22 protein-coding genes are annotated in these 26,135 nt (G+C 71.0%); 9 read left to right on the plus strand and 13 right to left on the minus strand.

The annotated features are described in order from the left end of the window. Positions 1–107: 107 nt before the first annotated feature. The 5 genes from tkt to rpe all read right to left on the minus strand — a co-directional run bounded on the left by tkt (position 108) and on the right by rpe (position 6,364). Entirely contained in the window at positions 108–2,141 is a 2,034-nt protein-coding gene (gene tkt, locus C882_RS19205; RefSeq protein WP_009542340.1) for a transketolase, read from the minus strand. A gap of 161 nt (positions 2,142–2,302) precedes the next feature. After that, positions 2,303–3,388, minus strand: coding sequence for a class II fructose-bisphosphate aldolase (gene fba, locus C882_RS19210; protein ID WP_009542341.1), 1,086 nt, complete (start codon positions 3,386–3,388; stop codon positions 2,303–2,305). A 24-nt stretch (positions 3,389–3,412) separates the two neighbouring features. Then, entirely contained in the window at positions 3,413–4,360 is a 948-nt protein-coding gene (locus tag C882_RS19215) for a phosphoribulokinase (protein WP_009542342.1), read from the minus strand. Positions 4,361–4,525: 165 nt separating this feature from the next. Then, on the minus strand, positions 4,526–5,638 hold the full coding sequence (locus tag C882_RS19220; protein WP_009542344.1) for a class 1 fructose-bisphosphatase: 1,113 nt from the start codon (positions 5,636–5,638) through the stop codon (positions 4,526–4,528). Between the two features lie 24 nt (positions 5,639–5,662). Beyond that, a complete protein-coding gene (rpe, locus tag C882_RS19225; RefSeq protein ID WP_009542345.1) occupies positions 5,663–6,364 on the minus strand; it encodes a ribulose-phosphate 3-epimerase in 702 nt (233 codons plus the stop codon). A gap of 166 nt (positions 6,365–6,530) precedes the next feature. On the opposite strand from rpe, the gene C882_RS19230 reads away from it, so the two are divergent. Continuing rightward, a complete protein-coding gene (locus C882_RS19230; RefSeq protein WP_009542346.1) occupies positions 6,531–7,475 on the plus strand; it encodes a LysR family transcriptional regulator in 945 nt (314 codons plus the stop codon). 224 nt (positions 7,476–7,699) lie between these two features. On the opposite strand, the gene C882_RS19235 is transcribed toward C882_RS19230, so the two are convergent. The 3 genes from C882_RS19235 to C882_RS23555 form a co-directional block, all read right to left on the minus strand. Then, positions 7,700–8,359: a protein-L-isoaspartate(D-aspartate) O-methyltransferase gene (locus tag C882_RS19235; RefSeq protein WP_009542347.1), complete on the minus strand. Its 660-nt coding sequence runs from the start codon at positions 8,357–8,359 to the stop codon at positions 7,700–7,702. Between the two features lie 286 nt (positions 8,360–8,645). Continuing rightward, a complete protein-coding gene (locus C882_RS19240) occupies positions 8,646–9,374 on the minus strand; it encodes a Crp/Fnr family transcriptional regulator (protein WP_009542348.1) in 729 nt (242 codons plus the stop codon). Further along, positions 9,371–10,042: a Crp/Fnr family transcriptional regulator gene (locus tag C882_RS23555; protein WP_009542349.1), complete on the minus strand. Its 672-nt coding sequence runs from the start codon at positions 10,040–10,042 to the stop codon at positions 9,371–9,373. The genes C882_RS19240 and C882_RS23555 overlap by 4 nt, the downstream gene beginning before the upstream one ends. 173 nt (positions 10,043–10,215) lie before the next feature. On the opposite strand from C882_RS23555, the gene C882_RS19250 reads away from it, so the two are divergent. Beyond that, positions 10,216–10,653, plus strand: coding sequence for a response regulator (locus C882_RS19250; protein ID WP_009542350.1), 438 nt, complete (start codon positions 10,216–10,218; stop codon positions 10,651–10,653). A gap of 39 nt (positions 10,654–10,692) precedes the next feature. On the opposite strand, the gene ubiV is transcribed toward C882_RS19250, so the two are convergent. The 5 genes from ubiV to C882_RS19275 all read right to left on the minus strand — a co-directional run bounded on the left by ubiV (position 10,693) and on the right by C882_RS19275 (position 15,605). Next, a complete protein-coding gene (gene ubiV, locus C882_RS19255; RefSeq protein ID WP_009542351.1) occupies positions 10,693–11,604 on the minus strand; it encodes a ubiquinone anaerobic biosynthesis protein UbiV in 912 nt (303 codons plus the stop codon). Between the two features lie 26 nt (positions 11,605–11,630). Beyond that, positions 11,631–12,608, minus strand: a complete 978-nt coding sequence (ubiU, locus tag C882_RS19260) for a ubiquinone anaerobic biosynthesis protein UbiU (RefSeq protein WP_009542352.1) — start codon at positions 12,606–12,608, stop codon at positions 11,631–11,633. Positions 12,609–12,634: 26 nt separating this feature from the next. Further along, positions 12,635–13,261 carry an SCP2 sterol-binding domain-containing protein gene (locus C882_RS19265; protein WP_009542353.1) on the minus strand — a complete coding sequence of 209 codons (627 nt, stop codon included), beginning with the start codon at positions 13,259–13,261 and terminating at the stop codon, positions 12,635–12,637. Positions 13,262–13,541: 280 nt separating this feature from the next. Further along, complete coding sequence (locus C882_RS19270; protein ID WP_009542354.1) at positions 13,542–14,522, minus strand: GlxA family transcriptional regulator; 981 nt, start codon at positions 14,520–14,522, stop codon at positions 13,542–13,544. Positions 14,523–14,549: 27 nt separating this feature from the next. Next, positions 14,550–15,605, minus strand: a complete 1,056-nt coding sequence (locus C882_RS19275) for a GlxA family transcriptional regulator (protein WP_009542355.1) — start codon at positions 15,603–15,605, stop codon at positions 14,550–14,552. A 204-nt stretch (positions 15,606–15,809) separates the two neighbouring features. Between C882_RS19275 and C882_RS19280 the strand changes: the two genes are divergently transcribed. The 7 genes from C882_RS19280 to C882_RS19310 all read left to right on the plus strand — a co-directional run bounded on the left by C882_RS19280 (position 15,810) and on the right by C882_RS19310 (position 26,112). Next, entirely contained in the window at positions 15,810–17,060 is a 1,251-nt protein-coding gene (locus tag C882_RS19280; protein ID WP_009542356.1) for a sarcosine oxidase subunit beta family protein, read from the plus strand. Between the two features lie 17 nt (positions 17,061–17,077). Next, positions 17,078–17,377 (plus strand): sarcosine oxidase subunit delta, encoded by a 300-nt coding sequence (locus C882_RS19285; protein WP_009542357.1) that lies wholly within the window; start codon positions 17,078–17,080, stop codon positions 17,375–17,377. Next, entirely contained in the window at positions 17,374–20,394 is a 3,021-nt protein-coding gene (locus tag C882_RS19290; protein WP_009542358.1) for a sarcosine oxidase subunit alpha family protein, read from the plus strand. Before C882_RS19285 ends, C882_RS19290 begins: the two co-directional genes overlap by 4 nt. Then, on the plus strand, positions 20,384–20,956 hold the full coding sequence (locus C882_RS19295) for a sarcosine oxidase subunit gamma (protein WP_009542359.1): 573 nt from the start codon (positions 20,384–20,386) through the stop codon (positions 20,954–20,956). Before C882_RS19290 ends, C882_RS19295 begins: the two co-directional genes overlap by 11 nt. Positions 20,957–21,013: 57 nt before the next feature. Continuing rightward, positions 21,014–23,485 (plus strand): GcvT family protein, encoded by a 2,472-nt coding sequence (locus tag C882_RS19300; protein ID WP_043646606.1) that lies wholly within the window; start codon positions 21,014–21,016, stop codon positions 23,483–23,485. 179 nt (positions 23,486–23,664) lie between these two features. Continuing rightward, positions 23,665–25,059, plus strand: coding sequence for a glycine cleavage T C-terminal barrel domain-containing protein (locus C882_RS19305; RefSeq protein WP_009542361.1), 1,395 nt, complete (start codon positions 23,665–23,667; stop codon positions 25,057–25,059). A 72-nt stretch (positions 25,060–25,131) separates the two neighbouring features. Further along, the gene (locus C882_RS19310) at positions 25,132–26,112 is read left to right on the plus strand and encodes a methylenetetrahydrofolate reductase (protein WP_052000228.1); all 981 of its coding nucleotides are present in this window, start codon (positions 25,132–25,134) and stop codon (positions 26,110–26,112) included. The last annotated feature ends 23 nt before the right edge of the window (positions 26,113–26,135 follow it).

Here is a 26,135-nt window from a genome sequence, read left to right on the forward strand (position 1 = left end):
CCGCCGGGAGAATCCCGACGGCCCGCGGGGCCCGATCGGCCACCCAAGTCCCTGACGCCAAACCTTGAAGGGGAGAAAGGCCCCGCGCCGGGGTGGGATGAAAAAAGCTACAGACCGACCAGGCGGCCCAGCCGCTCCGCCACCGCCTCGGGCGTGAAGCCGAAGTGCGCGAACAGCTCACCCGCCGGGGCGGACTCGCCGAAGGTCTCCATGCCGACCACGTCGCCCTCCGGCCCCACAAGCCGCCACCAGCTTTCCGGATGCCCGGCCTCCACCGCCAGACGCGGCACGCCCGGCGGCAGGACGCTATCGCGATACGCCCGGTCCTGCGCCAGGAACCGCTCGCGGCAGGGCATGGAGACGACGGCGACGTGCCGGCCCGCCGCGCCCAGCGTCTTGCGCGCCGCCAGCGCCAGCGCGACCTCCGACCCCGTGGCGATGACCACGGCCGTCGGCGCACCCTCCGCCGCCGCCAGAACGTAACCGCCGCGCCGGATCATCTGGACCTGATCGGCATCGCGGCCCTGGCAAGGCAGGCCCTGGCGCGAGAGCAGCAGCGCCGTCGGGCCATCGGCGGTCTCCACCGCCGCGCACCAGGCCGCCGCCGTCTCCACGGCATCGCAGGGGCGCCAGACCGCGAGGTTGGGGATAAGGCGCAAGGATGCCGCGTGCTCCACCGGCTGGTGCGTCGGGCCGTCCTCGCCGAGCCCGATGCTGTCGTGGGTCAGCACGTGGACGACCCGGCGCTTCATCAGCGCGGCCATGCGGATGGCGTTGCGGGAGTAGTCGCTGAAGGTCAGGAACGTTCCGCCGAAGGGGATGAACCCGCCGTGCAGCGCCATGCCGTTCATGATGGCCGCCAGCGCGAACTCCCGCACGCCGTAGGACAGATACCGCCCCGCGCCCGTCTCGTTGACGCTCTCCGCCCCCGGCCAGTCGGTCAGGTTGGACCCCGTCAGGTCCGCCGATCCGCCGAACATCTCCGGCACTCGCAGACAAAGCTGCTCCAGCACCTGGGCGGAGGCCTTGCGGGTGGCGATGGACCCGGTGCGCGCAGCCGCCGTCTCCATGATTTCGTCGACCACCTGCGGCCAGTCCGACGCCAGGTCGCCCTTCATGCGCCGGTCCAGCGCGGCGGCCTGGGCGGGGTAGGCTTCGCGGTAGGCCTCCATGCGAATGCGCCATTCGGCCTCCGACCGCGCGCCGTGGGGGCGGGCGTCGGTGGTGTCCATGATCTCGTCGGGCACCGTGAAGGGCGCGTGCCGCCAGCCGAGCGCCGTGCGCATGGCGGACACTTCCTCCGCCCCCAGCGGCGCGCCGTGGACCTTGTGGCTGCCCGCCTTGGTGGGCGCGCCCCGGCCGATCTGGGTGCGGCAGCAGATAAGCGTCGGGCGGTCGGCATCGGCCTTGGCCTCGGCCAGGGCGGCGCGGACGGCGGTGACGTCGTGGCCGTCGACGGCGCGGATCACCTGCCAGCCGTAGGCCTCGAACCGCCCCGGCGTGTCGTCGGTGAACCAGCCGTCCACCGGCCCGTCGATGGAGATGCCGTTGTCGTCCCACAGGCACACCAGCTTGCCCAGCTTCAGGGTGCCGGCCAGCGAGCAGGCCTCGTGCGAGATGCCCTCCATCAGGCAGCCGTCGCCGAGGAAGACGTAGGTGTGATGGTCCACCACATCGAAGCCCGGCCGGTTGAACTCGGCGGCCAGCAGCTTTTCGGCCAGCGCCATGCCGACCGCGTTCGCCAGCCCCTGCCCCAGCGGCCCGGTGGTGGTTTCCACCCCCGGCGTCACGTCCACTTCCGGGTGGCCCGGCGTGCGGGAATGCATCTGGCGGAAGCGCGACAGGTCGCCGGGCGTCAGGTCGTAGCCGGTCAGGTGCAGCAGGCTGTAGATCAGCGGCGAGGCATGGCCGTTGGACAGCACGAAGCGGTCGCGGTCGGGCCACTTGGGGTTGGCGGGGTTGTGCCGCAGGAATCCGGCCCCGCCGGCGCCCCACAGCGCCGTCGCCATCTCCGCCATGCCCAGCGGCGCGCCGGGGTGGCCGGAATTGGCGGCCTCCACCATGTCGACGCTGAGCACCCGGATCGCCGCCGCCATGAGCGCGTCGGCGGAAAGAGGCGGCTTGGTAAGGGTGATGGTCATGTTGCTCGTTCCTTCCAGTGACGCGGGGGCTGCCGCCCCCGATCCCCCACTTGGAGGGCACAGCCCTCCAAACCACCCAGTCTTTTTGAGAAAACTGAGGGGTTCGGGGAGCTGTGCTCCCCGAGCGGGCTTCGGGCGGCAGCCCGTCGGCGCAAGCCGAATTACGCGGCGGCTTCAGCCACCCCCTCCACGCGCGGGTCCAGCTCGCCCGACCGGTACCGCGCGGCCATGGCCGGCAGCGGGATGGGGGTGATGCGGCTGGCATGGCCGGCGCTGCCGAAGGCCTCGATGCGGTCGGCGCAGAGCTTCTCCATGGCGTCCATGGCGGGCTTCAGCACCTTGCGCGGGTCGAACTCTTCCGGCTTTTCCGTCAGTACGCGGCGGAACTCGGCGGTCATGGCGAGGCGGCAGTCGGTGTCGATGTTGACCTTGCGCACGCCGTGCTTGATGCCCTCCACGATTTCCGCCACCGGCACGCCCCAGGTCTGGGGGATGGCGCCGCCGTGGGCGTTGATGCGGTCCTGAAGGTCCTGCGGCACCGACGATGAGCCATGCATCACCAGATGCGTGTCGGGCAGGCGTTCGTGGATGCGCTTGACCGTGTCCATCGCCAGAATGTCGCCCGTCGGCTCGCGGGTGAACTTGTAGGCGCCGTGGCTGGTGCCGATGGCGACGGCCAGCGCGTCCACCTTGGTCCGCGCGACGAAATCCGCCGCCTGCTCGGGGTCGGTCAGCAGGGCGTCGCGCTCAAGCGATCCTTCGAAGCCGTGACCGTCCTCCGCCTCGCCGCTGCCGGTTTCCAGCGAGCCGAGGCACCCCAGCTCGCCTTCCACCGAGACGCCGATCTTGTGGGCGAGCGCGGCCACATGGCGGGTGATGCCGACGTTGTAGTCGTAGTCGGCGGGGGTCTTGGCGTCCTCGCGCAACGACCCGTCCATCATCACGGAGGTAAACCCGTGGGCCATGGCGGACAGGCAGGTGTCGATGTCGTTGCCGTGGTCCTGGTGCAGACAGACGGGGATGCGCGGGAACATCTCCGCCGCCGCGCCGACCATGGCGCGCAGCATGACGTCGCCGGCGTAGGACCGCGCGCCCCGGCTGGCCTGGAGGATCACGGGGCTGTCGGTCTTCTCCGCCGCCCGCATGATGGCGAGCACCTGTTCCATGTCGTTGACGTTGAAGGCCGGCACGCCGTAGGCGTTCTCGGCGGCGTGGTCGAGCAGCTGACGCAGGGAAATGAAGGCCATTGCACTGGCTCCTTGGTCTGGAGGTCAGGAGGCGGGCGCCGGGTCGGGCGCGGCGGCGGGCTGGGCCTTCGCCTTGGTCGCCTCGGGCGGCGCGGCGCGGCACAGCATCTGCCGCCGGCGCTCCATCAGCCGCCAGATGAAGGGGGTGAAGATCAGCTGCATCGCCAGCTCCATCTTGCCGCCGGGCACCACGATGGTGTTGGGGCGCGACATGAAGCTGTCGTGCAGCATGTTCAGCAGGTAGGGGAAGTCGATCCCCTTGGGGTTGGCAAACCGGATCACCACCATGCTTTCATCGGCCGACGGAATATGCCGCGCGATGAAGGGGTTGGAGGTGTCCACCATGGGCACCCGCTGGAAGTTCACATGCGTGCGGGTGAACTGCGGGCAGATGTAGCGGACGTAGTCGTCCATGCGCCGCAGGATGGTGTCGGTCACGGCCTCGGTGGAATAGCCGCGCATGTTCTTGTCGCGGTGGACCTTCTGGATCCATTCCAGGTTGATGACCGGCACCACGCCGATCAAAAGGTCCGGATAGCGCGCGACGTCGTGGGCGTCGGACTTCGCGGCACCGTGCAGGCCCTCGTAATACAGCATGTCCGATGGCGGCAGGTCCTCCCACGGGGTGAAGGTGCCGGGCTCCTGGCCGTAGGGTTCGGCTTCCCCAAGGTCGTGCAGGTACTTGCGGCGCTTGCCCGTGCCCGTCTCGGCGTAGTCGCGGAACAGGGCCTCCAGGTCGCCGAACAGGTTGGCGTCGGGGCCGAAGTGGCTGAAGGTGGTGTCGCCGCTGTCCAGCCGCCGCTTCATCTCGGCCTTCATGCCGGCGCGGTCGAAGGCGTGGAAGCTGTCGCCCTCGATGATCGCGGCGTCGACGCTCTCGCGCCGGAAAATCTGCTGGAAGGTCTGGGTGACGGACGTCGTGCCCGCGCCCGAGGACCCGGTGATGGCGATGATGGGATGGCGTTCGCTCATGGGGATGGTCCCTTGTGTCTTGTCATTGGAGCCGAGCGCCCTCCGGGCGACGCCGACAACGCAAAAGTTGTCGCCCGGCAAGGCCGACCGGCCGCCGCGCCTAGTGGCGCGTGAGGCTGCGTGCCGCTTGAACGCAGCGGCGACGATGGAAATCGTCGTCGCGCATCAGACGCGCCCCACGGGCGCGGCGGGGATGTCGCGGAACAACGACCGGCTGTTGAACAGCGGCGTCTCGAACATCTGGCCGGCGCCGGCCTCGGCATGGGCGGCGTGCAGGGCCTCCACGTGCGCCACTTCCTCCGCGCAGCCGAAGATCAGCGGGATGCGCTGGTGCAGCTCCGTCGGCTGGACGGTCAGCATCCGCTCGCGCCCCGTGGAACACGCCCCGCCCGCCTGCTCCATGAGCATGGCGCAGGGGTTGGCCTCATAGAGCAGCCGCAGCCGCCCGGCGCGGCCGGGCACCTTGGTGTCGAAGGGGTAGAGATAGATGCCGCCGCGCATGAGGATGCGGTGCATGTCGGCGACCATGCTGGCGATCCACCGCATGTTGAAGTCCCGCCCGCGCGGGCCGCTCGCGCCCTGGATCAGTTCCTCCACATAGGCCTTCACCGGGTCCTCCCAGTAACGGCCGTTGGACGCGTTGATGGCGAACTCGGATGTGCTGCGCGGCACCCGCATCTCGGGATGGGTGAGCACGAAGTCGCCCATCATGGGGTCCAGCGTGAAGCCGACCACGCCCCTGCTTAGGGTCAGCACCAGCATGGTGGACGGGCCGTAGATGGCATACCCCGCCGCCACCTGATCGGTGCCGGGCTGGAGGAAGTCCGCCTCCTCCACCGGCTTGTCGGCGGCACCGGGCGCCTTCAGCACGGAAAAGATGCTGCCGACGGAGACGTTGATGTCGATGTTGGAGCTGCCGTCCAGCGGGTCGTAGACCAGCAGGTACGGCCCGCGCGGGTAGCCGTCCGGCACCGGGCAGGGATCGTCCAGTTCCTCCGACGCGACGGCGCGGACGCAGCCGTTGAATTCGGTGCGCTTGCGGAAGACCTCGTCGGTCAGGATGTCGAGCTTCGCCTGGTCCTCGCCCTGCACGTTCATGGTGTCGGCCTTGCCGTGCGTGCCGCCGAGCGCCCCCATGGCCACACCCTTGGAGATGGCCTTGCAGGCGCGCGCCACGTCGATGAGCAGGGTCATCAGCGCCTCGTCGGCGTGATGGTCGGGGTCGCGGCAGGTCTCGATCAGGTACTGCGCGAGGGTGGTCTGGTCGGTGCGGATCATGGCGGGTTCCCTTCCCTGGCCCCTTCAGGCGGCGTCGGCGGGCGCGGCGGCGGCCTGGACGGCGCGGGCGCGCATGTCGGCGATGACGGCGGCATAGTCGGGCTGGCCGAAGATGGCCGAGCCGGCGACGAAGGTGTCCGCCCCGGCGGCGGCGACCGCGGCCACGTTGCCGGGCTTCACCCCGCCGTCCACCTGAAGGCGGATCGGCTTGCCCAGGGTGTCGATGCGGTCCCGGATGGCGGCGATCTTGGGCAGGCTCGCGGGAATGAACGACTGCCCGCCGAAGCCGGGGTTGACCGACATGACCAGCACCATGTCCAGGTCGTCCAGCACATGATCCAGCACGGCAAGGGGCGTCGCCGGGTTGAGCGCGAGGCCCGCCTTGCACCCGTGTTCATGGATCAAGCCGATGACGCGGTGAACATGGTCCACGGCCTCGGGATGAAAGCTGATCCACTCCGCCCCGGCCTTGGCAAACGCCGCCACCAGGCCTTCCACGGGGCGCGTCATCAGGTGGACGTCGATGGGCACCGGGCAGTGCGGCTTGACGGCGGCGCAGACGTCGGGGCCGACGGTCAGGTTGGGGACGTAATGGTTGTCCATCACGTCGAAGTGCAGAAGGTCCGCCCCGGCGGCACAGACGGCGGCCGTCTCCTCCCCCAGGCGGGCGAAATCGGCGGCCAGCAGGCTGGGCGCGATGGCGATGTCCTGGCGCGTCTGGCGCATGGCGTCGTCCTCCCCGGATCATGGCTTGTCATGGCGGACGCGCCTCGTTGCGCTGGGCACGTCTCAGGGAGGCAGCATGATGGAATGCTGAAATAAGGAGAAATCGGAACTTCTGGGCCCTCCCATATATGATACCTTATACACGAACGAGCCGGAGGACCCGCCCATGCGCCACGCCACGCTGCGCCAGATGCAGGTGTTCGACGCCGTCGCGCGGCACCTCAGCTTTTCCAAGGCGGCGCGGGAGCTGCACCTGACGCAGCCCGCCGTCTCCATGCAGATCAAGCAGCTGGAGGGGCTGGCCGGCCTGCCGCTGTTCGAGCAGGTGGGCCGCGTGCTCTACCTGACCGCCGCCGGCACGTCGCTGCTGGACCACGCCCGCGCCATCCTGGGCGCGGTGGCCGACGCGGAAGAGGCCATGGCCGCCCTGCGCGGGCAGCGGACGGGAGGGTTTCGCATCGGGGTGGTGTCGACGGCGAAGTACTTCGCGCCGTCGCTGCTGTCGGCCTTCACGGCGGGCTATCCGGGGATCGAGGTCAGCCTGCAGGTCGCCAACCGCCGCCAGATCCTCGCCGACCTGGCGGAGAACCGGGTGGACCTGGCGCTCATGGGGCGGCCGCCGACGGACATGAAGGTCAACGACGTGGTCTTCGCGGCCCACCCCCATGCCGTCATCGCCGCGCCCACGCACCCGCTGGCCCGCAAGCGCGCCAGCCTCTCGGCCCTGGATGGCGAGACGCTGCTGGTGCGCGAGCAGGGGTCCGGCACCCGCGCGCTGATGGAGCGCCTGCTGGCCGAGCACGGCGTCACCCCCGGCCGGCTGATCGAGATGGCGTCGAACGAGACCATCAAGCAGGCCGTCATGGCGGGCATGGGGGTCAGCTTCCTGTCGGTGCACACCATCGGGCTCGAAGTGTCCGTCGGCCGGCTGCTGGTGCTGGACATGGAGGACACGCCGGTGGAGCGCCAGTGGCACGTGGTCTGGCGCGAGGGCAAGCGCCTGCTGCCCATCGCGGACGCCTTCGTCGGCTTCATGAAGGACAACGGCGAACGCCTGATCGAAGAAGCCGTGCATCCCGCGCCAACGGGCCGGCGCACGGCCAAGGCATAAGCCACGACTTATGCCAGGCCGCAGCGTTTCCGATTTCCGCTTATGGGCGAAGAGGCCGTAGAGTGAGGCTTGTCAGCGCTTTCCTCTCACCCGCGCCGTTGAACCATCCAGTCCTCGGGCGGCGCGGGACCGGGCGGGGGCGCCCGCCAAAGGCAGCCGAAACTCAGGGCGCGGTTTCCGGGGAAACCGCGCCCTCTTTCTTTGGGTTCTGGCCGAAGAAGACGTCAGTCCTCGTCCGCCCACCCCTCCGCGCCCAGCAGGGGCACAAACTGGACGCCGCCCAGGTTCTCCTCCACGAAGTCGTCGTCGGGGGTGCGCGTGATGCGCTTGAGCGTCTGAAGCCGCCGCGCCGAGCCGACGGGGATCACCAGCCGGCCGCCCACCTTCAACTGTTCCCGCAGCGATTTGGGCACGCTCGGCCCGCCGGCGGCCACCGTGATGCCGTCGAAGGGCGCGCGGTCGGGGCAGCCGCGCGTGCCGTCGCCGCAGATGACGGTGACGTTGGTGATGCCCGCCCGCTTCAGGTTCTCCCGCGCCAGGTCGGCCAGGCGTTCGACCCGTTCGATGGTGACCACCTCCCGGGCGATGCGCGACAGGACGGCGGCGGCGTAGCCGCAGCCCGCGCCCACCTCCAGCACCCGCTCGGCATGGTCGCCCAGGTCCAGGGCCTCGGCCATGCGGGCGACGATGTAGGGCTGGCTGATGGTCTGGCCCTGGCCGATGGGCAGGGGCGTGTCGTCGTAGGCAAGTTCCTGAAGGTGGTCGGGCACGAAGGCCTCGCGCGGGACTGCCTCCATGGCGTCCAGCACCGCCCGATCGGCAACCCCGCGAGCGGCTATCTGCCATTCCACCATGGCCCGGCGCTTGGTGGCGGCGTCATCCATGCTCGTCCCTCCGTTTGCGAAACGTCCAGAGACAAAACGCCTATGGCAGAGGCCGCGTTGAAGGCGTGAACGTCGGCCCGGCCTCTCCATTGTTACGGCAGAGTCCAGCCGATAATCGCAGAGACAGGACACAGGGCCGCGACGCAGCCCGGAGACAACTCGGCCCGGGTCGCCCGCGCCCGCCACGGCGCCCCCATCGAGGTCATCGGCCGGCGCGCCACCGCCGCCATCGCCGTGCCACCCACAAGCGGGCGGGGCCCGACCCGCCAGCCCATCGGTTTCGGCATCACTCAGCAGTAGCGGGCGGCGCCCCCTCTGCCCTGTCGGTCACGTCGCCTTCCACCGCGGCGCGCAGGCGGGCCATGTCGTCGATCTCCACCCGGCGGCGGCGCACGCGGATGCCGTCGGCCGTCAGCCGCGTGAAGATGCGCGAGAGCGTTTCCGGCGCCAGCCCCAGCATCCCCGCCGCCACCACGTGCGACATCGGCAGGCGGAAGACCGCCGGCCCCGCCGTTCCGGGCGCGTAGCCCGCCGCCAGGGCCTGGCGCCACAGGAACACCTTCACCCGCCGCGGCGGCTGCAGGGCCTTCTGCTCGGCCAGGCGCTCGGTCATGTCGCGCCAGCGCCGGCCCAGCGCCGCCAGCAGGTCCGTCACCTCCTCGGGCCGGGCCGCCAGCCGCGCCAGCAGCGCGCCGCGGTGGGCGACAGCCAGGCGGCAGGGCGTCAGGGCCTCGGCGTTCACGGGATAGCGTTGCAGCCCCACCACCGCCGGCAGGCCGAACAGGTCGCCGCCCTTGAAGACGTGCAGCACCGTCTCCGCCCCGCCGGCGTCATCGCCGACGAACAGCCGCACCCGGCCCTCGCGCAGCAGGAACACGCGGTCAGCCTCGTCCCCCTGGCCGAACAGCAGCGTCCCCGCCGGCACGGTCATGTCCGGCGCCTCGGCCATCAGGCGGGCGACAAGGTCGTCCACCGCTGAAGTGTCGGGACCGTTCAGCGGCAGCGGCGGCGTCATGTCAGGGTGCTCCCGGCCAGCCGGGCGCGGTCGGCGATGGTCACGCGGCGGCCCTGGATCACCACGCCGTCGTCGCGCAGGCGCTTGAGCACGCGGGAAAAGCTTTGCTGCGTCATGCCCAGGTGGGCCGCCACCAGCTTCTTGCTCATGGGCAGGCGCACCGACTCGCCGCCGCCGTCGGGCGCGCGCTGGACGGGCAGGGACAGAAGATAGGCCACCGTGCGATCCCGGACGCCGCCCCGGCGCAGCGCGTCGGTCGCGGCGATGCAGCGGCGCAGGGCGTTGGACAGAAGCCCGACCAGCAGCAGCGCCATGTCGGGCTCCGCCGCCGCCCGCGCCCGCAGGGTGGCCGCCGGGACCTCCAGCACCTCGCCGGCCGCCACCGCAATCACGGTCGCCGCGTGGGGCGCGCCGGCCAGCCAGTCGCCCAGGCCGACCACCGCGCCGGCGGTCGCTTCCTCCACCGGCACGGGGCCGTCGGCGCCGGCCAGCGGCAGCAGCCCGATGAAGCGGCCGCTGCGCACCATGAACAGCGTGTCCACCGGATCGCCCGCCCGGCACAGCACGGCATCGCGGGCCACTGGCCGCACACGGCCGAGCGGCTCCAGCCGGCGCTGGGCGGCGGCGGCGACGGCGGCGTCGGACAGGCAGGCGATGTCGATGGGCATGGCCGGCGCGGCCCTCCATGACGGTCTGGAACTGCCCCCATGGTTCCAGAAGCCGCCGCCGCCGCGCTTGATTCCGATCAAGGAAGTCAGGTTTTTCGCAATCGTCAAGGCGGGGCCGCCCCGGATGCCGTCTGATCGATGGGTATAACCATAAAACCTTGGGAGGTCGCACCATGACGACGAGGATCACGCCCCATCTTTCCGATCACCGCGTCCTGATCGCCAACGGCAGCCCGGGGCTGCGGCGCCTGTTGAACACCCTGGTGGGCACGCTGGCCATGCCGGCGGGGATCGATGAAGCCTGCTGCGGCACCTGCGCACTCGACACCCTGGTCGAGACGCCGGCGGGCCTGGTCATCGCCGATGCCTGCATGGATCAGATGGACGGCCTGGCGCTGCTGACGGCCATGCGGCGCGAGGCCCGGCTGGCGCGCGTGCCGGTCATCCTGCTGCGCGACCCCGTCCGCGACCCGACGCCGTCGCACATATGGAAGGCCGCCGGCGCCGACGCTGTGCTGGACAAGCCCCTGTCGCTGCGCAAGTTCGCCGTGTCCCTGCGCGACACCGCAGAGCGCACGGCCGTCGCTCACTCCGGGGCGGGGACGGCCTAGACCCCCGCCGCACCCGCCCCGCTCTTTCTTCTGCGTCCGTCAGGCCACCCAGGCCGCCCCGTCGCCGCCATTGAGGAATCCGTTGGCGGCGGGGCGGCCGTCCAGCATGTCCAGCAGGCGATCCTCGGCCGCCGTGCCCGACAGGCATCCGGCCGCAAGCTCGGCATAGACGCGGCCGACGACGCCCATGTCCATGTCCAGCGGCGAGATGCGCAGGACGTTCACCCCCGCCGCCACCAGGTCCGGCACCTCGCGCGCCAGCACCGTGACGGCGTGCGCCTGGGTCTGGGTGCCGTTGACGGTCAGGAAGTCGGCGCCGTCCAGGGTTTCCACCGCCATGCCCTCGGGGTCCTCGCCGCAGACGTAGCGGCAGCCGTCCTTGGACAGGCCGTGGGCGCGGGCATGATAGCAGCGCGCCGAGATGGCGAGCGGCGCCCGGCCGAAGACCGTCACCGCGCAATCCATGCCCAGCCGCCGCGCCTCCGCCGCCAGGGCGTAGACCGACTCGCGCGGCAGCTCCCACGGCAGGGTGACGCAGGTCGCCCCGCGCGCCGCCAGGACCCGCAGGGTGCCCTCGTTGTAGACGTTGACCATGGGGCCGATGTGGTGCGGCCGGTCGGCCAGCAGGGCGAGCGCGCCGGCGTCGTTGGCCTCCACCAGCGCGCCGTCGGCGGCGGCCGCCGCCACGCCCTCCAGCGCCGCCGTCTCGCCGGGCGTCACCGCCAGGGCCAGGGTCGCATGGACCACCGTCCGCCCGGCGGCCTCCAGCACCTGGGCCGCGTCGGCCATGGCGTCGGCCACCAGCGGCTCGCGCTTGGAGCACACCGTCTCTCCCAGCACCACGGTCTGGAAGGGCCCCTCGTCGGCAAGGCCGGCGTAGAAGGCGCGGCGGCGCTCCGCCGGCCAGTTGTACAGCAGCGGCCCCAGGGTGAGCGTCGCGGTCTTGGTCATGGCGCCGGGTTCCTCCCTCTTGGATATCATTGCCAGCCGCGCGCATAGGCGCCGGTGGTCGCCTGGCCGCCCTCCAGGAAGGCTTTCGGGTCAGCCGCCCGCCCCCTGTCGGCGGTCATGCCCGCCATGGCGGCCTTCAGCCCCCGCACCACCTGGGCGACATAGGCCTTGCCGCGCTGGCGCCCCTCGATCTTCAGCGCCGTCACGCCCGCCGCCGCGAAATCGGGCAACAGGGCCGAGGCATCCAGGCTGACCGGGTCCTCGAACAGGTGTCCCTCGCGCCCGCGCGCCCGGAAGCGCCCCTTGCAGAGCGTCGGATAGCCGGCCTGCTCGCCGGGGCCGAAGCGGTTGATGGTCCACTCTCCCAGGCGCGAGACCATGACCTCGCCCTCCTGCTCGTAGCGGACATGGCTGGCCGGCGAGCACACCCCGTCCTTGTTGGGCGACAGGCCGGTGGCGTAGGAGGACAGCGCGCAGCGGCCCTCGGCCATGACGCACAGGCCGCCAAAGACGAAAACCTCCGTCTCCACGTCGGGCACGGCCTCGGTCAGCGCGGCGATCTGCGGCACCGTCAGCACGCGCGGCAGCACCACGCGCCGGACCCCGAAGGCATCGCGATAGAATCGCACCGCCGCCGGGTTGGACGCCGAGGCCTGGACCGACAGGTGCAGGCGCAGGCCGGGATGCCGCTCCGCCGCATAGGCCGCGACGCCCATGTCGCACAGGATGACGGCGTGCACGCCGGCCTCCGCCGCGATGTCCACCGCACGACGCCAGATCCGGTCGTCGCCGGCGTCGGCGTAGGTGTTGATGGCGATCATCGGCCGCACGCCCCTGGCCCGGCACAGCGCGACGGCATCGGCGGCCTCCTTCGGGCTGAAGTTCAGGCCCGGAAAGTTGCGGGCGTTGGTGCGGTCGCGGAAGCCGAAGTACACGGCGTCGGCGCCGGCCTCAACGGCGGCGGACAGGGCGGCGGGCGTGCCGGCGGGGCAGACGAGTTCCATGAACGCTCCTTGGGTCTGTCGAGCCATCAGCGGCGGCGCTTGGCGGCGGCCTCGACCCGCGCCAGCCGCGCCTCCTGCCGGGCGAGATCGGCGCGCAGGGGGGCCAGCGCGGCATCCTGAACCAGCGCGAGATCGCGGCTGGCCCTTGCATGAAGCCGTCGCGCCAGCCCGCCGCCGCGCGCGAGCACGGGCCGCGCCGGCGCCGGCAGCGCGGCCATCAGGTCGGCGGGACCGGCATCGGCGTCCTCCAGGGCATAGCGCAGCGCCATGACGAGGCCGGTATCGCCCTCGATGGTCAGGGCGCGGGAAAAGAAGGTGGCGTCGCCGTCTAGTCCGGCGGAGTCGGTCAGCGCGGCCAGGACCTCCAGCGGCGCGCGCACGATGGCGTCCGCCGGGGCCTCGGCGTCGTCGACGTCAAGGAACAGCGTGCCGTCGGCGATGGTCGCCACCACCGCCACCGGATGCCCGGCGGGCACCACCGCCACCCGGCCGCTCAAGCCCTCCAGGCGATCGCCGAGGCGCGGGGCGAGGCGGGCACGCAGGCGTGCGAGAACCGGGCGCGACAGGCGGCGCAGCAGCGACGGCGGCAGCGGGCGCAGGGCCAGCCCGGCCAGAAGACCGGGCGTCAGGGCACGGACGGAGGCGGCGGGCATCGCTTCTCCCGGTGGTCGAAAGGGTCCAAGCCCCTTGCGTAGACCGGCGGGGGCGCCGCGACCATGACGCTGGTTCAAAAGCCGGTGCGGACACCGCATTTACCCAAAATCAAGTCATGCCGCGCGGCGGGCCGCTAGGGTGTGCCTGTTCATCGGATGCGCCATGCACGGCCATTTTCCGCCGGTGACGTTCCCGCTTCGCCCTGCCATGGGGCGCCCCTCGCGGCCCGGACGCCCTCTTCTCCCGTCCGGGCCGTTTTTTTTGTCCGGGCGTCATACCTCAGCGCGGCGCCGACTGGTCCGGCCGCTCCGCCCGCGGGGCACGGCCGAAGCGGGCGCGGTAGCTGCGCGCGAAATGGGAGGCCGAGCAGAAGCCGCAGGCGTGCGCCACCTCCGTCACCGACATGGACGTCTGCCCCAGAAGCTGCCGCGCCCGCTTGAGCCGCAGGTCCTGGTAATAGCGCGAGGGCGTGGTGCCCAGGCGGGACTGGAACAGGCGCTCCAGCTGGCGCGGCGACAGCTTGACGTGGGCGGCGATGGCCTCGGTGGTCAACGGCAATTCCAGGTGCGATTCCATGGCGGCGATGGCGGCCAGCACCTTGGCGTCGCGGATGTTGGTGCGGTAGCGCAGGGCCATGCGCTGGGGGTCGTCGGCCGGGCGCAGCAGCGTGTGCATCAACACCTCGGCCGCCTGCATGGCAAGGTCTCGGCTGTGGTCCAGGGCGATCAGGTGAAGCATCATGTCCAGCGCCGCCGTCCCGCCCGAGCAGGTGAAGCGGTCGCGATCGATCTCGAACAGCGTCGCCGTCACCGCCAGATCGGGGAACTCCTCCACGAAGGGTTCCACCGTCTCCCAATGCAGGGTGCATCTGTAGCCGTCCAGCAGCCCGGCACGGGCAAGAATCAGCGGCCCCGTGCACAGGCCGCCGATGGGCGTGCCCTGCCCCGCCATGCGCCGCAACCAGGCGAAGACGGGACGCTCGCGGTAGTTTTCCACGCCCATGCCGGCGCAGACGAAGATGGCCGCCGGGATCGGCGCGGGCGTCAACGGGCTGCCGTCGGGCAGGACATGCAGGCCGTTGCTCGCCACCGCCGGCGAGCCGCTCGCCGTCAGCGTGCGCCAGGTATAGAGCGTACGCCCGGCCATGCGGTTGGCCGCCCGCAGGGGCTCCACCGCCGAGGCGAACGCCATCATGGAAAAACTGGGGGCCAGGAAGAACCACAGGTCCTGGGGCTCCTGGGACGCCGGTTTGCCGAACATGGCCGCGCCCTCCTTCCGGCCGCCGCGCTAGGACGCCGCCGCCACGTCGCCGATGACCGAGCCCGGGCCCTGGGCCGGGTCCGGGCCCGGGCCGGCGCCCGCCGCCCGCACCGCCTGGGGCGATTGGCCGAAGGCGGACTTCAGGTGACGGGCGAAATGCGAGGCATCGGCGAACCCGCATTCATGGGCGATGGCGGTCATGCTGAGCTGTGTGCGGGTCAGCAGCGCCCGTCCGTGGCGCAGGCGGACCATGCGGGAATAGCCGGCGGGCGTGCTGTCCATTTCCGCCCGGAACAGGCGTTCGAGCTGCCGGCGCGACAGGCCGACGCGGCGGGCCAGGACCTCGGTCGACGGCGGGTCGGCGAAGGACTGCTCCAGGATCAGCACCGCCCGGCGCAGGCGCGGATCGCGCGGCCGCGCGCTGGCGCCGGCCTCGTGCGGCTGCGGCGCGTCGGCCGGGCGGGCCCCGTCGGAGACCATGATGTGCAGGGCCTTCTGCGCCGCCGCCGGGCCGACGTGGCGGTCCACCAGCCAGGCCGCCAGATCGATGGCGCCGGTGCCGCCGGCACAGGTGATGCGCGGCCCGTCGACCACGAACAACTGGTCGGCCACGGGCGTGACGTCGGGGTGCCGGTCGGCGAGATCGGTGTAGTGATACCACGACACGCAGCACTGCCGCCCGTCCAGCAGCCCCGCCCGCGCCATGGCGAAAACGCCGGTGCACAGGCCGACAAGCCGGGTGCCGGCGGCGGCGGCCTCCTTCAGATAGGTCAGCACGCGCTCGTCCACCGGCGGTCCGGCCAGAAGACCGCCGACCACCACAACGTAGTCCACGGATCTCGGATCGACGAAGCCGCCGTCGGCGCGGACGATGGCGCCGCAACTGGCCCGCACCGGCGCGCGGTCGACGCTGGTCACCACCCAGCGGCAGGCGATCTGGCGCGACCGGTCGCCCTCGTCGGCGGCCAGCCGCAGCACGTCCATGAAGCCCGCGAAGGGCAGCAGGGTGAAATTGGGCAGCAGCACGAAGGCCACGCGCAGGCGCACGCCTTCGCCGTCCAGAGCGTCCCCGGGTCCCGTCATGTCGCCTCCGCCGGCCGGTGCGTCGCGGCCGTTCTTCGGTGTTTCATAAAGAGTTGGAGAGGCGCGCCCGGCTGTCAATCGGCGCGACGCGGGCATGTCGCAAATCTACCGCCCGCGTGTCCCGAATGTTCTAGTCGGCCGATCGGGTTCGGCGCAGTGTTTCGGGAATACCGGCCCACGGAACGGGCCGGCAGGAGGCTTTGCATGACCCGCTATTCGATCTGGTCCCTGGCGCGTAATGCCTTGACCTGGCACGAGAACTGGCCGCGCTACTGGCGCAGCCCCGACCCCCGCCCGGAGTACGACGTGGTTGTGGTCGGCGGCGGCGGGCACGGGCTGGCCACCGCCTACTACCTTGCCAAGGAACACGGCATCACCAATGTCGCGGTGGTTGAGAAGGGCTGGCTGGGCGGCGGCAACACGGCGCGCAACACGACCATTGTCCGCTCAAACTACCTGTTCGACGAAAGCGCGGCCCTCTACGAACTCTCGCTGAAGCTGTGGGAGGGCCTGAGCCGGGACCTCAACCTCAACGTCATGCTCAGCCAGCGCGGCGTGCTCAACCTGGCGCATACGCTGGGCGACGTGCGCGCCGGCCGCCGCCGGGCCGAGGCAAACCGCCTGAACGGCATCGACAGCCATTGGCTGGAGCCCGACGAGGTGGCGAAGGTCTGCCCCATCCTCAACATGTCCCGGTCGCTGCGCTATCCGGTGCTGGGGTCGACCTGGCAGCCCCGCGGCGGCGTCGCCCGCCACGACGCCGTGGCCTGGGGCTATGCCCGCGCCGCCGATGCGCGCGGCGTGGACATCATCCAGAACTGCGAGGTCACCGGCATCAACCGAAACGGCGACCGCGTCACCGGCGTCGAGACCACGCGCGGCACCATCCGGGCGAAGAAGGTGGCCGTCGTCACCGCCGGCCATTCCTCGGTGCTGGCGGAAATGGCGGGTTTCCGCATGCCCATATCGTCGCACCCCCTGCAGGCGCTGGTGAGCGAGCCGATCAAGCCGGTGCTGGACTGCGTGGTCATGTCGGGCGCCATCCACGTCTACGTCAGCCAGTCCGACAAGGGCGAGCTGGTTATCGGCGCGGGCATCGACAGCTACAACTCCTACGCCCAGCGCGGCAGCTTCCATGTGATCGAGGGGCAGACGGCGGCGCTGGTGGAACTGTTCCCCATGTTCTCGCGCCTGAAGATGATGCGCTCGTGGGGCGGCATCGTCGACACCTGCCCCGATGCTTCCCCGATCATCGGCAAGACGCCGGTCAAGGGGCTGTACTTCAACTGCGGCTGGGGCACCGGCGGGTTCAAGGCGACGCCGGGCTCGGGCTACGTCTTCGCCGCCACCGTCGCCAACGACGAGCCGCACCCCGTCGCAGCCCCCTTCGCGCTGGACCGCTTCACCACCGGCGCGCTGGTGGACGAGCACGGCGCCGCCGGCGTGGCGCATTGAGGGGGAGGAGCGAAACCATGCACATCATCCAATGCCCCTACTGCGGCCCGCGCGAGGAAGTGGAGTTCACGTACGGCGGCCAGGCCCACATCGCCCGGCCGGAAAACCCGGAGGCGCTGGACGACGCCCAGTGGGCCGACGTCCTGTTCATGCGCGACAACCCCAAGGGCATCTTCGCCGAGCGCTGGATGCATGCCGCCGGCTGCCGCCGCTGGTTCAACGCGCTGCGCCACACCGTCAGCCACCAGATCCTGGCGACCTACCGCATGGGCGAGGCCCCGCCCGCCCCGGACACGCTTGAGGAGGCATCGCGATGACCGGCCCCGACCGCCTGCGCGACGGCGGGCTGATCGACCGCACCAAGCCCGTCACCTTCACCTGGAACGGCCGCGTCCTCGGCGGCTACGAGGGCGACACGCTGGCCTCGGCCCTGCTGGCGAACGGCGTGCACCTGGTCGCCCGCAGCTTCAAGTACCGCCGCCCGCGCGGCATCCTCGGCCATGGCACCGAGGAACCCAACGCCATGGTGCAGACCGGCGACGGCAACCGAACGGAGCCCAACCCCAAGGCCACCGTCGTGCCGCTGGTGGAAGGCTTGCGCGCGAAAAGCGTCAACACCGCCAAGGGCGGGCCGGAGAGCGATCCGCGCGCCGGCATGGGGATGCTGTCGCGGTTCATGCCGGCGGGCTTCTATTACAAGATGTTCCACGGCTCGCAGACGATGTGGCAGCGGGTGTGGGAGCCCATCATCCGTCAGGCCGCCGGCTGGGGCACCTGCCCCACCGAGCCCGACCCCGACACCTATGACCACATGAACCTGCACTGCGACGTGCTGGTGGTCGGCGGCGGCCCGGCGGGCATCGCGGCAGCGCGCGAGGCGGCGAAGTCCGGCGCCCGCGTGGTGCTGGCCGACGAGCAGGAGCGCTTCGGCGGCAGGCTGCTCGACCGGCCGCGCAACCTGGACGGACTGCCCGGCCACGGCTGGGCCGACCGCGAGGTGGCGGCGCTGGCCGAGGAAGCCGAGGTGACGCTTCTGCCGCGCACCACCGTCTTCGGCTACTACGACCACAACCTGCTCTGCGCGCTGGAGCGCCGCACCGACCATCTGGCCGAGGCCCCCAGCCACGTCACCCGCCAACGCCTGTGGCACATCCGCGCCCGGCGCGTGGTGCTGGCGACCGGCGCGCACGAGCGCCCGCTGGTCTTCGCCGACAACGACCGTCCCGGCATCATGCTGGCAAGCGCGGTCGCGGCCTATGTGCATCGCTGGGCGGTGCTGCCGGGGCGCGAGGCCGTCGTCTTCACCAACAACGACGGCGCCTGGGAAGCCGCGCATCTGCTGAAGAAGGCCGGCGCGCCGGCGGTGACGATCATCGACAGCCGCCCCAAGGTCTCCGATGCGCTCAAGCGGGACGCCGAACAGGCGGGGATCACCGTGAAGACCGGCCACGCCGTCACCGGCACGCGCGGCGGAAAGCGGGTGACGGCGGCCCTGGTCCAGCCGGTGAACGCCGACGGAACCAGGGTCAACGGCCCCGCGCAAACCCTCGCCTGCGACCTGATCGCCACCTCGGGCGGCTGGTCTCCGGTGGTGCACCTGTTCAGCCAGTCGCGCGGCACGCTGACCTATGACGACACCTGGGCCTGCTTCCGCCCCGGCGTCGCCGTCCAGCCGCAGGCCAGCGTCGGTGCCTGCAACGGCACCTTCGGGCTGGCCGAGACCCTGGCGGAAGCCGCCGAGGCCGGCGTTGAGGCCGCCCGCGCCGCCGGTTTCGAGACCGCCGCCCCCGCGCCCGCGCCGTCCGTCGAGGCGCCCGAGGCGACGCCGCCCGTGCCGCTGTGGCTGGTGCCCGCCGACACCGCCCCCGGGCGCGGCGGCAAGTGGTTCGTCGACTTCCAGAACGACACCACCGCCGCCGACATCCTGCTGGCCGTGCGCGAGGGCTTCGAGAGCGTGGAGCACGTCAAGCGCTACACGCTGGCGGGCTTCGGCACCGACCAGGGCAAGACGGCCAACATCAACGCGCTGGCGATCCTGGCGGGCACGCTCGGCCGCCCGATCCCCGAGGTCGGCACCACCACCTTCCGCGCGCCCTACACCCCCGTCACCTTCGGCGCCATGGCGGGCCGGAATCTGGGCGACCGGCTGGAGCCGCAGCGCCTGACCAACATCCACGACCGCCACGTCGCCCTGCGGGCTGCGTTCGAGGACGTGGGCCAGTGGAAACGCCCCTGGTACTACCCCAAGGCCGGCGAGGACATGCACGCCGCCGTCGCGCGCGAGTGCAAGGCGACCCGCGACAGCGTGGGCGTGCTGGATGCCTCCACCCTCGGCAAGATCGACATCCAAGGGCCGGACGCGGCGGAGTTCCTCAACCGCGTCTACACCAACGCCTGGACGAAGCTGGCCGTGGGCCGGGTGCGCTACGGCATCATGTGCGGCGAGGACGGCATGGTGTTCGACGACGGCACCACCGCCCGCATCGACGAAAACCGCTACCTGATGACCACCACCACGGGCGGCGCCGCGCATGTGATGGACCATCTTGAGGAATACCTCCAGACCGAGTGGCCGGACCTGCGCGTGCGCCTGACCTCGGTCACCGAGCAGTGGGCCACCGTCGCCGTCGCCGGGCCCAAGGCGCTGGAGGTGGTCAAGCGCGTGTGCCCCGACGATGCCATGGCGCCGGCGGACTTCCCCTTCCTGTCGTGGAAGACCGCCACCGCCGCCGGCATCCCGGCTCGGATCTTCCGCATCAGCTTCACCGGCGAGCTTCAGTACGAAATCAACGTGCCCTGGCACCACGGCGCGGACCTCTGGGACGCGGTGATGGAGGCCGGCAAGGATTTCGACATCACCCCCTACGGCACGGAAACCATGCACGTGCTGCGCGCCGAGAAGGGCTTCATCATCACCGGGCAGGAAACGGACGGCACCCAGACGCCCTTCGACCTGGGCATGGACTGGATCGTGTCGAAGAAGAAGCCCGACTTCATCGGCCGGCGGTCGCTGTTCCGCCCCGACATGCAGCGGCCCGACCGCAAGCAGCTCGTCGGCCTCAAGCCCGAGGACCCCAAGGTGGTCCTGCCCGAGGGCACGCAGATCGTCGAGCCGGGCGCGCTCAACCGCCCGCCGCCGGTGCCCATGCTGGGCTTCGTGACCTCCAGCTACCACAGCCCGGCGCTGGAGAGCGGCTTCGCGCTGGCGCTGATCGCCGGCGGCCGCGACCGCCTGGGCGAAACCGTGGAGGCCGCCCTGCCGAGCGGGCCGGTGACCGTCCGCCTGCATGATCCCGTGTTCTATGACGCCGAAGGAGCCCGCCGTGACGGTTGATACCCTTCCCTCGCGCCCGCAGGCCTCCGCCGCCGCCGTGACGCTGGAACGGCTGGCGCTGCGCACCACGCTCAACCTGCGCGGCGACCCGGCCGACGCGGGGTTCCTCGACGCCGTCAAGCAGGCCACCGGCCTGACGCTGCCGACCGACGCCAACACCTGGACCGAGGGCGGCAGCCGCCGGGCTGTCTGGCTCGGCCCCGACGAGTGGCTGGTGGTCGCGCCCGACGACACGGCGGAGGCGCTGGAGCAGGCCGTCCGCACCGCGCGCGGCGGCGATCCTTGGCTGTCGGTGACGAACGTCTCCCACAATTCCACCGTCTTCCGGCTCGCCGGGCCGGCCGCGCGCATGGTGCTGGCGAAGGCGACGCCCATCGACCTGCACCCGCGCGCCTTCGGCGCCAACGCCTGCGCCCAGACGGTGCTGGCCCGCACCCGCGCCCTGATCCTTCTGGCCGAGGCGCAAGCGCCGGCCTTCGAGGTCTGGGTGCGCAATTCCTTCGCCCAGTACACGGCCGACTGGCTGGAAGACGCGATGCTCGAATACCAGTCGCCCCCATAACGGGGCCGCCAACATAACAAGGCCCCGGCCCAGACCAGACAGCACGGGAGGACAGCCATGGAGACGCATGCACGCGTGGTGGTGATCGGCGGCGGCGTGGTCGGGGTCTCGACCCTCTACCACCTCGCCCGGAAAGGCTGGTCCGACGTGATGCTCATAGAGCGGCGCGAATTGACGAGCGGGTCGACATGGCACGCCGCCGGGCTTCTGCCGCTGTTCAACATGAGTTACTCGGTGGGGCAGATCCACAAGTACTCGGTCCGCTTCTATCAGGAGCTTCAGGAGGAAACGGGCCAGGACGTCGGCTTCCGCAAGGTGGGCAACATCCGGCTCGCCACCACGCCCGACCGCATGGACGAATACCGCCAGTATGCCGGCGTCGCCGAGACCATCGGGGTGAACGTGGAGTTCCTGACGCCCGATCAGGTCAAGGAGCACTGGCCGCTGTGCGAGACCGACGGGTTGATCGGCGCCATCCGCCACCCCGACGACGGCTACATCCAGCCCGCCGACCTGACCCAGGCGCTGGCCAAGGGAGCCCGGATGCGCGGGGCGAAGATCCACCGCCATACGACCGTGTTGGGCATCGAGCGCACAGGCTCCGGCGAATGGCTGGTGAAGACCGACAAGGGCGACGTGACCTGCGAGCACATCGTCTCCGCCACCGGCAATTTCGCGCGCAAGACCGGCGCCATGGTGGGCCTGGACGTGCCGGTGATCCCGGTGGAGCACCAGTACATCGTCACCGACGCCCACCCCGCCGTCCAGGAGCGCCAGGCCAAGGGGCTGCCGGAAATGGGCGTGCTGCGCGGGGCGGAAGGCAGCTGGTACATGCGCGAGGAGCGCGGCGGCCTGATCCTCGGCCCGTATGAAGTCGGCGCGCCCTGCTGCTACGTCGACGGCCCGCGCCCCGACAGCGAGTACGAACTGTTCCCCGAGGACGTGGAGCGCCTGGAACCCCACATCGAGGACGCCATCAGGCGCGTGCCCGTGTTCGGCGAGGCGGGGCTGAAGACCGTCTACAACGGCGCCATCGCCTACACCCCAGACGGCAGCCCCATCGTCGGCCCGGCCTGGGACCTGAGGAATTTCTGGCTGAACGAGGGCCACAGCTTCGGCATCACGGCGGCCGGCGGCGCCGGATGGCAGCTGGCGGAATGGATCGTCGAGGGCGAACCGTCCATCGACATGATGGGCGTCGACCCGCGCCGCTTCGGCCCCTACGCTACCCGCGGCTACCTCAAGCGCAAGAACGAGGAAGCCTACGCCAACGTCTACACCGTCCACTATCCCGACGAGGAACGCCCCGCCGGCCGGCCTTTGCGCACCGCCCCCTGCTACGAGCGCATGAAGAACCTGGGCGCGGTCTTCGGCCAGAAATTCGGGTGGGAGCGTCCCAACTGGTTCGCCCCCGCCGGCGTGCCGCAGGAGGATCACTGGTCCTTCCGCCGCTCGCGCTGGTTCGAGCATGTCGGGGCCGAATGCCGCAACGTGGCGGAAAACGTCGGTCTTCTGGACATGACGGCCTTCGCCAAGTGCCGGATCGAGGGGCCGGGGGCGGAAGCCTTCCTCGACCACCTGGTCGCCAACAATCTGCCCAAGAAGATCGGCCGCGTCGGCCTGTGCCACGCCCTCGCCCCCTCCGGCGGAGTGATGAGCGAGTTCACCATCCAGCGCGAGGCGCCGGACCGCTTCTATCTGGTCTCGGCCGGCGCGCTCCAGCGCATCGACCACGACTGGCTGCGCAAGCACATGCCGACGGATGGCTCGGTGCGCATGACGGACCTGACCACGCAGATGGGCGCGCTGGTGCTCGCCGGACCCAAGGCGCGGCAGGTGCTGGAGCGGGTCAGCGACGACGACTGGTCCAACGCCGCCTTCCCCTGGCTGTCCGGGCAGGATGTGGTCATCGGCATGGCGCCGGTGAAGGCCCTTCGCGTCAACTTCGTCGGCGAGCTGGGGTGGGAGCTGCACCATCCTCTGGAGATGCAGAACCATCTGTTCGACACCCTCATGGCCGCCGGCCAGGACCTGGGCCTCAAGCCCTTCGGCATCCGCGCCATGGACAGCCTGCGCCTGGAGAAATCCTATCGCATGGTCGGCGCCGAACTGTCCATCGAGTACGGGGCCGAGGAATCCGGCCTGGACCGCTTCGTGCGGCCCGACAAGGGCGACTTCATCGGCCGCGATGCGCTGCTGAAGCGGCGCGAGGAGGGGCTGCGCTGGCGCTTCGTGACGCTGAAGGTCCACGACGTCACCGATGCCGACGCGGTGGGCAACAACCCGGTCCACGACACGGGCGGCGAACTGGTCGGCCGGGCGACGGCGGGCAACTACGGCTGGCGGGTCGGCGCCTCACTGGCGCTCGCCATGCTGCGGCCCGACGCGGCCGAGCCGGGGACGGAACTGGTGATGGACATCCTGGGCACGCCGCACCGGGTGGAGGTCATTGCCGAAAGCCCCTGGGACCCGGAAAACCTGCGGCTGCGCGACAAGGCCGAGGCGCCGGCCACACCCGCCCATGCCTGACAAAAAGGATAAGGCTTAACCCAACGGCCGGCGCCAGCGCCGGCCGTATCCGCATGGGCGGAACCCCTTCAAACTTGATGGCGCAGAATGGTTATTCCATGTCGCATCCGTGACGGCGGAGGTGTCGCAAGCGGCGCATGGTAAGGGGGTGAAACGGACCCATAGGGAGGTTGCCCCCGATGACCCCGCCGAACTCCGCCTCCGCCGCCGAAGCCCTCGACACCGCCACCGCAGAACCGGCCGACGCGCCGCTGCGCCGCCTCGACCTTCTGGAAACGCAAGCGTCGAGCGTCGACCAGTCCGACCGCCGGGTGCCCATCAACCTGCGCCAGAGCGGCCCGACGCCGACCGAGCTTCTGATCTCCACCCGCGTGCGCAAGTCGCCCTACTGGCACCTGAGCCACAAGGCCGGCTGCTGGCGCGCCACCGTCTACAACCGCATGTACCACCCGCGCGGCTACGTCCGTCCCGAGGACGGCGGGGCCATGGTGGAATACGACGCCCTGGTCAACCGCGTGACCATGTGGAACGTCGCGGTCGAACGCCAGATCTGCGTGAAGGGCCCCGACGCCGAAGCCTTCGTCAATTACGTCATCACCCGCGACGTCACCCGCGTCGCGCCCATGCGCGGTAAATACGTCATCCTGTGCAACGAGCGCGGCGGCATCCTGAACGACCCCGTCCTGCTGCGCATCGCCGAGGACGAGTTCTGGTTCTCCCTGTCCGACAGCGACATCGAGATGTGGCTGCGCGGCGTCAACACCGGCCTGAAGATGGACGTCGACATCGCCGAGATCGACGTGTCCCCGGTCCAGATCCAGGGGCCCAAGTCCGAGGACCTCATGGCCGACCTGGTGGGCGACGCGGTGCGCGCCATGCCCTACTACGGCCTGATGGAAGCCACCGTCGGCGGCCGGTCGGTCGTGGTCTCCCAGACCGGGTTCTCCGGCGAGAAGGGCTATGAAATCTATCTCCGCGACGCCACCCTGTATGCGGAGGACATGTGGAACGCCGTGCTGGAGGCCGGCGAGAAGCACGGCCTGATGGTCATCGCGCCGGCCCACCATCGCCGCATCGCCGCGGGCATCCTGTCGTGGGGCCAGGACCTGGACCACGAGACCCTGCCCTTCCAGTGCAACCTGGGCTACCAGGTGCCGCGCAAGAAGACCGCCGACTACATCGGCAAGGCGGCGCTGGAAAAGGTGCGCGCCGACCTGGAGGCCGGCGGGCGGCCCTATCGCCAGCAGCTTGTCGGCATGGTCATGGGCGGGCGCCCGATCACCGACTATGCGCCCGACTTCTGGCTGATCTCGGGCGCCGACGGCGGCGAGCCCGTGGGCTATGTCACCAGCCCGTGGTACTCGCCGGAGCTGGGCGCCAACATCGCCATGGGCTACGTCCCGTTGGAGATGTCGGCCCTGGACACCCCGCTGAGGGTCTGGCTGCCCGAGCAGTACGCGGAAATCCCCGGCCAGCCGGTGGAGGCCAAGGTGGTGCAGATGCCCTTCCGCGCCTCCGCCAACCCCAGCGCGCGCGAACGGGCCCGCCTGCAAGGCCGCGATTACGCGGACTGAGACCGCCCGCCACCCCGCAAGCCACTGAAACGGCGGCCCCGCCCAAGGGGCCGCCGAAAGGAGAGGTGCGTCATGTCGCCATCGCCTTCCCCATCCCCTGCGTCCTCCGGCGAGGAGGACCCCGAGCCCGGCCTGGCGGAGGCCGCGGCGGTGCGCGCGCTGTCCCGGAGCTTTTCCACCGAGGTCACGCCCCGGGCGGCGCGCGCGCTTTCCCGCTTCGACGCCCTTCTGCCGCACGGCACGGCGGTGTACGTGCCGCATCTGCCCGGCCTGGATTACGAAGCCGTCGTCCCGCCCCTCTGCGCCCGTCTGAAGGCCGAGGGCATGGTGCCCGTCCCCCACCTGGCCGTCCGCGCCGTGCCGAGCCGCGAGGCGCTCGACCGCTGGCTGGCCGCGCTGGTGGACCGCGGCGGGGTGGACCGCCTGCTGCTGCTGGCCGGCGGAACCGAAACGCCGGCCGGCCCCTTCGCCTCGACCCTGCCGGTGCTCGACGACGGCATCCTGCTGCGCCACGGCCTGACCACCCTGGGCGTCGCCGGCCACCCGGAAGGCCACCCCCAGGCCTCGGCCGAGGAGCTGGCGCGGGCGCTGAAGGCCAAGCAGGACTACGCCGCCGAAACCGGCTCCACCCTCTGGATCACGACGCAGTTCACGTTCTCCGCGACGCCCGTCGTCGGCTGGCTGCGGGCAATCCGGGCCGCCGGGATCACCCTGCCGGTGCGGGTCGGCCTGCCGGGACCGGCCAGCCCCCGCACGCTGCTCCGCTATGCGCTCAGTTGCGGGATCGGCGCCTCCCTCACCGCCCTGCGCCGCCGCCCCGGCGCCGCCGCCGGGCTGCTGGGCACCTGGACGCCCGAAGCCATGATCCGCGACATCGCCGCCGCCGCCGTGGCCGAACCGCAAAGCGCGCCGCAGGGGTTGCACGCCTTTCCCTTCGGCGGGGTGGAGACCACCGCCCACTGGTTCCGCGCGCTGTCCGGTCAACGGGCCGAAGAGGAAGCACAGAGCTTTTCACGCGCGCAGCGCGGGCGCGAAACGCGAATAGGGTCGTGACCACGATCCCGCGCCGATCAGGC

The organism is Caenispirillum salinarum AK4, from assembly GCF_000315795.1.
In the GTDB taxonomy this organism is placed as follows: domain Bacteria; phylum Pseudomonadota; class Alphaproteobacteria; order Rhodospirillales; family Rhodospirillaceae; genus Caenispirillum; species Caenispirillum salinarum.

What these genes read in the sequence shown, in the direction of transcription:
- tkt (WP_009542340.1), bottom strand. Translation starts at nt 2,141, where the DNA reads ATGACCATCACCCTTACCAAGCCGCCTCTTTCCGCCGACGCGCTCATG.
- fba (WP_009542341.1), bottom strand. Translation starts at nt 3,388, where the DNA reads ATGGCCTTCATTTCCCTGCGTCAGCTGCTCGACCACGCCGCCGAGAAC.
- C882_RS19215 (WP_009542342.1), bottom strand. Translation starts at nt 4,360, where the DNA reads ATGAGCGAACGCCATCCCATCATCGCCATCACCGGGTCCTCGGGCGCG.
- C882_RS19220 (WP_009542344.1), bottom strand. Translation starts at nt 5,638, where the DNA reads ATGATCCGCACCGACCAGACCACCCTCGCGCAGTACCTGATCGAGACC.
- rpe (WP_009542345.1), bottom strand. Translation starts at nt 6,364, where the DNA reads ATGCGCCAGACGCGCCAGGACATCGCCATCGCGCCCAGCCTGCTGGCC.
- C882_RS19230 (WP_009542346.1), top strand. Translation starts at nt 6,531, where the DNA reads ATGCGCCACGCCACGCTGCGCCAGATGCAGGTGTTCGACGCCGTCGCG.
- C882_RS19235 (WP_009542347.1), bottom strand. Translation starts at nt 8,359, where the DNA reads ATGGATGACGCCGCCACCAAGCGCCGGGCCATGGTGGAATGGCAGATA.
- C882_RS19240 (WP_009542348.1), bottom strand. Translation starts at nt 9,374, where the DNA reads ATGACGCCGCCGCTGCCGCTGAACGGTCCCGACACTTCAGCGGTGGAC.
- C882_RS23555 (WP_009542349.1), bottom strand. Translation starts at nt 10,042, where the DNA reads ATGCCCATCGACATCGCCTGCCTGTCCGACGCCGCCGTCGCCGCCGCC.
- C882_RS19250 (WP_009542350.1), top strand. Translation starts at nt 10,216, where the DNA reads ATGACGACGAGGATCACGCCCCATCTTTCCGATCACCGCGTCCTGATC.
- ubiV (WP_009542351.1), bottom strand. Translation starts at nt 11,604, where the DNA reads ATGACCAAGACCGCGACGCTCACCCTGGGGCCGCTGCTGTACAACTGG.
- ubiU (WP_009542352.1), bottom strand. Translation starts at nt 12,608, where the DNA reads ATGGAACTCGTCTGCCCCGCCGGCACGCCCGCCGCCCTGTCCGCCGCC.
- C882_RS19265 (WP_009542353.1), bottom strand. Translation starts at nt 13,261, where the DNA reads ATGCCCGCCGCCTCCGTCCGTGCCCTGACGCCCGGTCTTCTGGCCGGG.
- C882_RS19270 (WP_009542354.1), bottom strand. Translation starts at nt 14,522, where the DNA reads ATGTTCGGCAAACCGGCGTCCCAGGAGCCCCAGGACCTGTGGTTCTTC.
- C882_RS19275 (WP_009542355.1), bottom strand. Translation starts at nt 15,605, where the DNA reads ATGACGGGACCCGGGGACGCTCTGGACGGCGAAGGCGTGCGCCTGCGC.
- C882_RS19280 (WP_009542356.1), top strand. Translation starts at nt 15,810, where the DNA reads ATGACCCGCTATTCGATCTGGTCCCTGGCGCGTAATGCCTTGACCTGG.
- C882_RS19285 (WP_009542357.1), top strand. Translation starts at nt 17,078, where the DNA reads ATGCACATCATCCAATGCCCCTACTGCGGCCCGCGCGAGGAAGTGGAG.
- C882_RS19290 (WP_009542358.1), top strand. Translation starts at nt 17,374, where the DNA reads ATGACCGGCCCCGACCGCCTGCGCGACGGCGGGCTGATCGACCGCACC.
- C882_RS19300 (WP_043646606.1), top strand. Translation starts at nt 21,014, where the DNA reads ATGGAGACGCATGCACGCGTGGTGGTGATCGGCGGCGGCGTGGTCGGG.
- C882_RS19305 (WP_009542361.1), top strand. Translation starts at nt 23,665, where the DNA reads ATGACCCCGCCGAACTCCGCCTCCGCCGCCGAAGCCCTCGACACCGCC.
- C882_RS19310 (WP_052000228.1), top strand. Translation starts at nt 25,132, where the DNA reads ATGTCGCCATCGCCTTCCCCATCCCCTGCGTCCTCCGGCGAGGAGGAC.